The sequence below is a fragment of the Mesorhizobium sp. M4B.F.Ca.ET.214.01.1.1 genome, from assembly GCF_004791545.1.
In the GTDB taxonomy this organism is placed as follows: Bacteria; Pseudomonadota; Alphaproteobacteria; order Rhizobiales; family Rhizobiaceae; genus Mesorhizobium; species Mesorhizobium abyssinicae.
On the sequence record NZ_SRUX01000033.1, the window covers coordinates 1 to 8,381 of the forward strand.

Here is an 8,381-nt window from a genome sequence, read left to right on the forward strand (position 1 = left end):
ATGATGTCGGGCAACGGTCGCCAGCGTTGACTTCGCGGCTAGCAGAACCTGAACCGGGCAAGCGCCAGAAGCCGCTTCAGCAATGATCTGTAATCGTCGACATCTGCCTACTCCATCGCCAGATCGACCGGGTACGACCCCGATCCCCTCTGAATTGCAAGAAGTCCCGTGCCTGCAGAAACCGGGCAGCAACTTTGGCTTGGCGCTGACCGCACCGTGATCGACGGACCTTTCGACGAAACGAGCTCCCTCGTCGCCGGCTATTGGCTTTAGGACGTCAAGGACATGGCGGATGCCGTGCCTGGGTGAAGCGGTGACCCGAACCCGATACCTGGCTATAGCGAGATGGAAATCCGTCCCATCTACAGGGTCGCTTGAATAACAGATTACGCTTTCTGCTGCAGTCCCACCGCCAGACAGGCCAGCGGAACCTAATTCACCCCGCCCTGTTTCGGATTGAGCGACCGAAGAGAACAAAGCATATGAGATCAAAATCATCGCGGGACATGCCAGGTCCGAAACCCCGGAAGGACAAAGAGCGGGATATCGGAGAGGCGGAGGCCAAGGCGCCTGACAAGACCAATGATTGGGACCGCGATACCTCGTCCACGGTGATGGTCAAACCTCGGGGATAAAGTCTGAGGAGGGCGTGGCATCAAAATAGTCAAAGACGGCCACGGCAGATTGACCGCGTGGGAAGCGTTGCTTGCCCGCTTTGAGGCCTCACCGCTCGCAGGCTAGACTAGCTCCATGATTTTCAGACTGACGTTTCTTGGCACCTCGGCCAGCGTGCCCTCTGCCGAGCGAAATCACCCTGCCCTGCTTGTCGAGGCCGGAGGCCATCGAATTCTGGTCGATTGCGGGGAAGGCACGCTGCGCCAGCTGCTGCGAAGCGGCGCCGGCTTCAGGCGGCTTCATCGCCTGCAGCTCACGCATGCCCATTTCGACCATATCCTTGGAATCCCCGGCCTGTTTTCGACGCTCCGGCTGCGGCAAAGCGAAGATCTCCTGACCGTCCATGGAAGCCCGGGCACCCTCGACGTCGTCGTGCGCATGGTCGCCGGCCTATGGGGCGCGGGACGAGCGCCGATTCCACTAAGTCTTGAACCGCTGTCGCCCGGTCGATTTTTCGACGCCGACGAATTCATGATCGACTGCTTTCCGGTTCGTCACCGCGACACAGACAGCTATGGCTTCGTGCTCGAGACTCCACCGCGCCGCCACCTTCGCGCCGAGCACCTGGCGTCTCTGGGCGTGCCAGACGGTCCAATCAGGAAGGAACTGGTGGAAGGCCGGTCTATAACCCTCGCGGATGGCCGAACAGTTGCTTCCGAAGACGTGCTGGGTCCGCCGGAAGCAGGCAAGAAGCTGGTCATCATCGGCGATACGGAGTCCACGGACGGGCTGGCGGAACATGTCCGCAGCGCTGACCTTCTGGTGATCGAGGCCACCTTCCTGGACCGAGATGCGGCCATGGCGCGCGACTATGGTCATCCCACGGCTGCGCAGGCGGCATCGCTGGCGGCGACGAGCAACGTGAAGCAACTCATTCTTACGCATATCTCCGGCCGCTATGCCGACGAAGAAATCCTCGCGGAAGCCGTGCGGGCATTTTCCGAACAGCCGTATTGCGGCTGATCTCGATGTGCTCACCATATAGCGGCCGACAATGACATTCAGAGTAGGCATCATCTCTGACACGCACGGCCTGCTGAGGCCCGAGGCGGAACGGCGCTTGGCTGGGACAAACCACATCATCCATGGCGGCGACATCGGCAGTCCCGATATTATCGCCGCGCTTCAGCAGATCGCACCGGTCACCGCGATAAGAGGAAACGTCGATACGGCTGGGTGGGCTGCTACCTACGCCGACACCGCGTTGGTGCGGCTGGCAGGCCGAACATTCTTCATCCTCCATGATCTGAAAACACTGCAGGTCTCACCAGCGGCACTCGGTATCGACATGGTCGTGTCAGGCCATCGCATGTGCCGAGGCTCAAGACCGTTGACGGTGTGCTCTACCTTAATCCGGGCAGCGCTGGTCACCGTCGTTTCAAGTTGCCGATCACGCTTGCGACGGTTGATATCACGCCTGATGGCCTGCAACCGGTCATACACGATCTGAGTAGCGGCTAAGGCGCGAGCGCATGGCGATCGCATGCCAAGCGGGATGGCCCGCAGTCGCAGCCGGTCGACGTGATCGGGTTCGACATCACCCGCGGAACCTTTGCAAGGCTAAGCCCTTCTTCCTCGAACAATGGAGGTACCTGATGGCGAATCTCGGAAGACTGGCGATCGCGATACTTAGCGTTCTGGCGTACCAAAATCGGGACAAAATCGGCGAATTGATCCGTGGGGCGCGAGATCGCGATCCAAACGACCCACAAGGCGGAATTTTAGATCAGATTTCCAAAGGGGTTTCGGGGACGGCGCTCGGCGATATCTTAGATCGGTTCAGAGGTGCGGGAGCAGGATCCAAGGTCGATTCCTGGGTCGGCACTGGGCCGAATCAGCCAATCGAGCCAAACGAGGTGGAAGCGGCGTTAGACGAAGGCACCCTGACGTCACTCTCGATGCAGACCGGCCTGTCACGCGAGGAGCTCATCCGCAGGATCACTCGGGATTTGCCTGAGGCCGTCAACAAGATGACGCCAAATGGAGAATTGCCACCAGAGCCAACCCAACGCTCCGACGAGACAACACTGCTCGACGACGTGCCTCCGAACAGTACGCAATCCAAATCGACCGGGCAAACCGATGTCTAGAACGGCGGCCATACGGCAGCAAAACATGCTGACTCGTGCGGGCTCCGCCGGAGGGAAACCTGAGCGGAACGAGGGCGGCAAGGCAGCAAGCGTTGTTGCCGACTTGGATATTTTGGCATCCCTGCTCGACTCGCGCTGGCGAATTCCCGGGACCTCAATTCGTTTCGGACTGGATGCGTTAGTGGGACTGGTCCCCGTAGTCGGAGACGCTGCTACAGGAATCGTCTCAGCCTATATCGTTTGGCGCGCCCGAAGCTGCGGAGCCGGAAATGTCCTGGTCGCCAGGATGTTGGGGAACGTGTTGCTTGATACGATTGCAGGAAGCGTTCCTATTCTGGGCTCAATCTTCGACGTGTATTTTAAACCCAACAATCGCAACATCAGGCTGCTTCGCCGGTACCTTGGTAAGGCGGAAGTCGGCGGGCGCCCGGCGAAGTGCCCGGCCGCGCAGAGGGCTTAGGTTCCGCTCGATTGCGTCTCGCGGACCAGGTCCCTAAGCTGCTTGACGAGACTTTTGCCCGTGAGCTGTTGGATGTCATAACCTTCGCGGCGGAGTTTGTCGCTGATGTCCTTCACGCTGGCGCACTCGCCCGATTCAGCCAGCGAAAAAGCCCGCTCCAAAGCTGTTGTGTTCGGCTTCATATCGTGCGCCTTCTGCTCCTGCCGTAACCCTGATTGCCAACGTCAAACAAAGCCCGCCGACCGGGGCCGGGCGGGCAAGTTTGGTTTGAGCTGCGACCCGCCAGGGTCACGTCCCATATCGCGCATATGAAGAACACGCGCGCTCACATTTGTGAATCCGACTGGCGAGGGACGACAAAAATTGGCGCCGAGCCAGCTACGCCTAACCATTCATCGACGCAGGAACAACCGGCTGGGAAATTGACAGGCACTCGAACCGGATTAACCGCAAATCGGTCGAACGAGTGCCATTGTCACCCCTTCAGATAGCGCGTCACGGGCCATCGAGTTCCAATCCCTGCCGACGCCGCGCGTCCTCCTCGGTGATGCCGGTCGCTTTCACTAGCCCCTTCACCAACAGTTCGCGCTCGCTAGCTTTGTCGTCTCCATTCTTAGCCATTCGGCCGTCCTAACAAGAAGAACTATCTTCTGCTCAGTTAGTGCCAACCGTGCACCAGACTGATCCTAACGCGCCCAGGACACCGGCCGTTTCGACCAAATGTTATTGGCGCCTGGTGAGTTTTCGAGATAATCCTGAAGCGTCGCCCGCAGCTTTCAGAGGCACGCGGCGATTGGAAGAGTCCATCAGGCTTTCGCCTCCAGTGGTAGGAAGCTCTTATAATGAAAACTCGCCCGGGCAATCCAGCGCGCGTACCGGGGTATTACCTCGATCACCTCTTGGAATGCCCCTATTGCGGCACGATCCGGCTCAACATTCCTGCCGATGCGAGGCCATCGACCGAAATCGATTGCGCTGAATGCGGCCAATATCTTGGTACTTGGGACGAACTACAGACGGACTTTGAAAAGCAGGGCGGATCGAACGGAGTTTTTCGTTTGGAGAGAGGCCGCATTAGACGGCTGGCGTAAGAAGAAGACAGCTTCCTACTTTACCTCTGCTCTGAGGTGTACCAGCGGGCTCGCGCAGCTTGTGGGAAGCTATCCTGGCAACCCGGCGACGCCTAGCGCGCTGCCAAGAGTCTCTGCGAGCGCGGGCGCGCAATTCACGCCGGCAAACTGGCGGCTATAGCGGAAGCCGGGCTGAAGCTCGAGCACGCGAGCCGCAGCCGCCCTCGCTTCGTCCAACCGGCCAAGCCTGGCCAGCGCGGCGGCCAATTGCACATAGGTGATGCTGTGTGCCGGATTGGCTTGCACGGATTTGTAGGCGGCACGGCAAGCCTCTTCGTAACGGCCGCGCAGCAAATGGCTCATCGCCTGCGCGTCAAACGCGGCCCAGGCCCACGAATCGAACGGGCTCAGACGCATGCCTTGCTCGCTCCATTCTATCGCGCGCTCCGCTTCACCGCACCATCCCAGCATGACGCTGCCAAGGATATAGGTAAGCGCCGATGACGGGCTGATGGCGAGAGCGGCTTCCAGCGCCGCGAATGCAGCGGCGCGATCATGCGCATCCATGCCGATGGAAAAGCCGGCCCATGTCAGGGCCAGCGCATCATCTTGTCCATGGACAATGGCCGACCGGGCGTGGCGGATCGAAGACGCGCGGCTGCTCTCCTGCAGCCCGGCGCGAAGGAACAAGCAATGATGGCACATCGCGGCATTGCCATGCGCCAGTGCATAGTCTGGTTCCAGCGCGATGGCGCGCTCGAGAAGGACCAGCGCTCTGGTCACTTGCTCCGGCATGCCTGAATCGACATCAGGCTGGGCCTGCAGCACCAGATCATAGGCGTCGAGACTGTCAGGGCGCTTGCGCCTGACACGTTCGATCTCGGCCTTCCGCACGCTTGGCGCAATCGCGCCCACGGTTGACAGCGCGATCTCGTCTTGAAGCGCAAAAATGTCATCGGAACTGCGGTCGTAGCGCTCGGCCCACACATGGGCGCCGGTCGTGGCGTCGATCATCTGGGCTGTGACACGCACGCTGCCGCCGGCCTTGCGCACGCTGCCTTCCAGCACATAGCGAACCCCAAGCTCGCGGCCGACCTGCTTTACGTCGACGGCGCGACCTTTGTAGGGGAAGGTCGAGTTTCGTGCGATGACGAACAGCCACTTGATGCGCGCCAGGCCTGTGATGATGTCCTCGACCATCCCATCGGCAAAGTATTCCTGCTGCGGATCGCCGCTCAAGTTCGAGAAGGGCAGGACCGCGACGGAGGGCTTCTCTGGCAAGCTAGGCGCCGACGCGGCGCGGGCGGTGGCTAAGGCATCGGGAACATTGATGGCGACAGCCGGTCCGACATAGCGATAGCCGCGGCGCGGCAGTGTTTCGATCCAGCTCTCGGCATTCGCTGCGTCGGCCAGCACTCGGCGCAGGGCTGCGATCTGAACCGTCAGATTGTTGTCGGCAACCGCCAATCCGCCCCAGCCGGTCTCAATCAGCGCGTCCTTGGACACGGGTACGCCGGCGTTTTGGATCAGCAGGCACAGCAGCGCAGTTGCGCGTTGCCCAAGCATGGTCGGCTCATCTCCGTAAAAGAGAATGCCCACCTCCGGATCGAGGCGGAACGGGCCAAAGCGGTAGACGTCGCCCCTGACTATCATTGGAGTCTTTTAGCAAATTTTTGGGAACGGATTCACGACTTTCGGGCATGGACGGCCGATCTTGCGCAAGCGCTTGCCAGGAGTAAGCGCCCGGTCAGAGGAGGATCTTATGAGCGCTGATGCCGTCATCCGCATGCCCGACGAGAAGAAGGGCGTCATGCTGCGTGGCCACCCCATGGCTTTCCTCGTTACCGATGAAAATACCAGGCATACGAGCATGTTCGACTGGACGATCCCGCCGGAATTCGCCACCGGGCGGCATGTTCATCGGGTGCAGGAGGAGACCTTCTACCTGCTCGAAGGCGAGTGTGAATGGCATGTCGGCGACAAGACGATCCGTGCAACGCCGGGAACATTCCTGTTCATCCCGCCCGGAGTGCCGCACAACATAACGAATGTCAGCGAGAAACCTGCGCGCGTGCTGATGACCGTCTCCCCACCCGGTCACGAGCATTATTTCGAAGAGCTGGCCGAGCTTGCGGCGAGGGGTGCACCCGATGCAAAGGCGCTCGCCGATCTGCGAAACCGCTACGACACCGATCAGCTGTCGACGTTGACAGCACGCGCGTGAATGCCTTAGCGACACCACCTTAGGGCCGCCGCAACCGCCTAGCTTGCTCGCCGGCGCTGTCAGCTTTCAGGACGTCCTAAGCCTGGATCGGTACGGCCTCGATCCGGCGCATCGCCGCCGGGCAATATTAGGGTCTAAGCGGCCGCCCATCGATTGGACGGCCGCGATCCAGTCCTGTTGGCCGAAATTGCCTTGAACTGGGTGTCAGCTCTAGGCCGCCGTCATCTTATATGACGGCGATCTGCGGCCAGCGCCAACCCGCAGACAACAGCTGCCATTGCGGTCGCAACAAGACCGATCGCCGGGATTGAGTCATATCCAAAGCCCAGATTGAGTACTCCCGCGCCAACGAAGGCTCCGGCGGCGATGCCGACGTTGTAGGCCGACGACGTCAGGGTCGATGCTAGGTCTGGCGCGGCTGCGGCCCCGCGCAGCACACGGTTTTGAAGTGGTGTCACGAGAGTGGCGAGGGCCACGCCTAGCAGGAGAAGGGTGACGCTGTAGGCGATGCCGTTGTGCGCCAAAAGCAGCGACACTGTGAAAAGCACTGCGGCAACGGGCAGGCCAACGATCAGCGTACGGTTAGGTGCGAGGTCGGCAAGGCGACCGCCCACGAAGATGCCAACGGTGAGACCCACGCCGAAAGCCAGCATCGTCAAGCTCACCGCCTTTTCAGTCAAACCGCCAAACTCGATAAGGACCGGGGCAATGTAAGTAAGGGTGCTCCAAAGGGCGGTCCAAGCAAGAATGATGATGGCGAAGGAGGTTAGGACCGTGCTGTTGCATAGCGTGCTGAGCTGTGCGCGAATCGAGATCCGGCCTCCAGATGGGTCGCTGGGGATAAATAGAGCGATTGCAGTCGCCGCGACCGCGGCGATGCCGCCCAATATCCAGAACGTTGCTCGCCAGCCGAGCGTCGTTCCTATGTAGGTGCCTGCGGGCACGCCTATGACATTGGCGATGGAGATGCCCAGGAACACGAGGGACATTGCCCGGCCGCGGTGCTCGTCCGGAACGAGACCAATCGCAACAATCATGGCCAGTCCGAAGAAACAGCCATGAGCGGTCGCCGTGAGGATCCGCGCCGCGAGCAACACCTCATAGCTCGAAGCAATGGCAGCGATCACGTGGCCGGCGATGAACAGCCCCATCAGCACCAGGATCATCGATCGCCTGGGAAAGCGCGCGGATAGCAATGTAAGTATCGGCCCGCCGATGGCGACGCTCAGCGCATAGCCGGTGACAAGGAAGCCGGCCGTTGGGATATCAACCTGCATTTCGGCGGCAATCGCCGGCAGCAGCCCTGCAATAACCACTTCGGTCGTCCCGATGCAGAATGTCGCAAGGAACAGGGAGTATACACCGAGCTTCAAGCACTGGCCCCGATGCGCATTAGAAACCAACGTGCTGTTCCTAACGTGGCAAGCGGAATAGCGCCCTTGGTGTCAGACCGATCTGCGCGGACAACATTAAGGCACATCCGGAAGTTACGCCACGCCAAATCAGTGTACGCGGTGCTTCGTCGGTGCGGCGACCTTGGGGGGGCGGTGAGGGCGCGTTTGACAAAAAGGCCCTCGCACGATCTTCTGGGTCGTCACCGCGGTGTCCACTTTCGTACTGAGGCAGAGCTTGCCTCAAGCGACCATCCATTCAAAAAGCATAACCTCAAATTAGTCCGCCTCTTTGAGCGCGGCTAAATCCGAGAGATTTGACAATGCCTTTTATGCGACTTTCGAAGCACAAAGGGCGAACATTGAAAGGGCGTTGTGGGCCTGACGTCAATTGGCCTGCCCATTCATTCTGCAGTTCCGGTGACATTACCACTAATGCGGCCGACCGCTGACGGTCGGCTTTCGGGATGG

The 8,381-nt window shown here is 60.2% G+C and carries 7 protein-coding genes and 2 pseudogenes; 5 read left to right on the forward strand and 4 right to left on the reverse strand.

Annotation, left to right across the window (positions count from 1 at the left end; all coding sequences use genetic code 11):
- Positions 1-753 precede the first annotated feature (753 nt).
- The 4 genes and pseudogenes from EN857_RS32885 (at position 754) to EN857_RS32900 (ending at position 3,225) form a co-directional block, all read left to right on the forward strand.
- Positions 754-1,660: pseudogene (locus EN857_RS32885) on the forward strand (ribonuclease Z).
- Between the two features lie 9 nt (positions 1,661-1,669).
- A pseudogene (locus tag EN857_RS32890) lies at positions 1,670-2,136 on the forward strand (metallophosphoesterase family protein).
- A 134-nt stretch (positions 2,137-2,270) separates the two neighbouring features.
- The gene (locus tag EN857_RS32895) at positions 2,271-2,765 is read left to right on the forward strand and encodes a YidB family protein (protein ID WP_127392395.1); all 495 of its coding nucleotides are present in this window, start codon (positions 2,271-2,273) and stop codon (positions 2,763-2,765) included.
- Positions 2,766-2,790: 25 nt separating this feature from the next.
- On the forward strand, positions 2,791-3,225 hold the full coding sequence (locus EN857_RS32900) for a DUF4112 domain-containing protein (protein WP_245493444.1): 435 nt from the start codon (positions 2,791-2,793) through the stop codon (positions 3,223-3,225).
- Here the strand turns inward: EN857_RS32900 and EN857_RS32905 are convergent.
- The 3 genes from EN857_RS32905 to EN857_RS32915 all read right to left on the reverse strand — a co-directional run bounded on the left by EN857_RS32905 (position 3,222) and on the right by EN857_RS32915 (position 5,948).
- Positions 3,222-3,407 (reverse strand): hypothetical protein, encoded by a 186-nt coding sequence (locus EN857_RS32905; protein WP_127392393.1) that lies wholly within the window; start codon positions 3,405-3,407, stop codon positions 3,222-3,224. The genes EN857_RS32900 and EN857_RS32905 overlap by 4 nt on opposite strands.
- A 313-nt stretch (positions 3,408-3,720) precedes the next feature.
- On the reverse strand, positions 3,721-3,846 hold the full coding sequence (locus EN857_RS36255; protein WP_281035226.1) for a hypothetical protein: 126 nt from the start codon (positions 3,844-3,846) through the stop codon (positions 3,721-3,723).
- Between the two features lie 539 nt (positions 3,847-4,385).
- Positions 4,386-5,948 carry a winged helix-turn-helix domain-containing tetratricopeptide repeat protein gene (locus EN857_RS32915; RefSeq protein WP_127392391.1) on the reverse strand — a complete coding sequence of 521 codons (1,563 nt, stop codon included), beginning with the start codon at positions 5,946-5,948 and terminating at the stop codon, positions 4,386-4,388.
- Between the two features lie 109 nt (positions 5,949-6,057).
- Between EN857_RS32915 and EN857_RS32920 the strand changes: the two genes are divergently transcribed.
- The gene (locus tag EN857_RS32920) at positions 6,058-6,519 is read left to right on the forward strand and encodes a cupin domain-containing protein (RefSeq protein WP_127392397.1); all 462 of its coding nucleotides are present in this window, start codon (positions 6,058-6,060) and stop codon (positions 6,517-6,519) included.
- A 221-nt stretch (positions 6,520-6,740) separates the two neighbouring features.
- On the opposite strand, the gene EN857_RS32925 is transcribed toward EN857_RS32920, so the two are convergent.
- Complete coding sequence (locus tag EN857_RS32925) at positions 6,741-7,892, reverse strand: MFS transporter (RefSeq protein WP_187331539.1); 1,152 nt, start codon at positions 7,890-7,892, stop codon at positions 6,741-6,743.
- Positions 7,893-8,381: the final 489 nt, after the last annotated feature.

Excerpts from the sequence above, each read along its gene's own strand:
- EN857_RS32895 (WP_127392395.1), top strand. The coding sequence starts at position 2,271 with ATGGCGAATCTCGGAAGACTGGCGATCGCGATACTTAGCGTTCTGGCG.
- EN857_RS32900 (WP_245493444.1), top strand. The coding sequence starts at position 2,791 with ATGCTGACTCGTGCGGGCTCCGCCGGAGGGAAACCTGAGCGGAACGAG.
- EN857_RS32905 (WP_127392393.1), bottom strand. The coding sequence starts at position 3,407 with ATGAAGCCGAACACAACAGCTTTGGAGCGGGCTTTTTCGCTGGCTGAA.
- EN857_RS36255 (WP_281035226.1), bottom strand. The coding sequence starts at position 3,846 with ATGGCTAAGAATGGAGACGACAAAGCTAGCGAGCGCGAACTGTTGGTG.
- EN857_RS32915 (WP_127392391.1), bottom strand. The coding sequence starts at position 5,948 with ATGATAGTCAGGGGCGACGTCTACCGCTTTGGCCCGTTCCGCCTCGAT.
- EN857_RS32920 (WP_127392397.1), top strand. The coding sequence starts at position 6,058 with ATGAGCGCTGATGCCGTCATCCGCATGCCCGACGAGAAGAAGGGCGTC.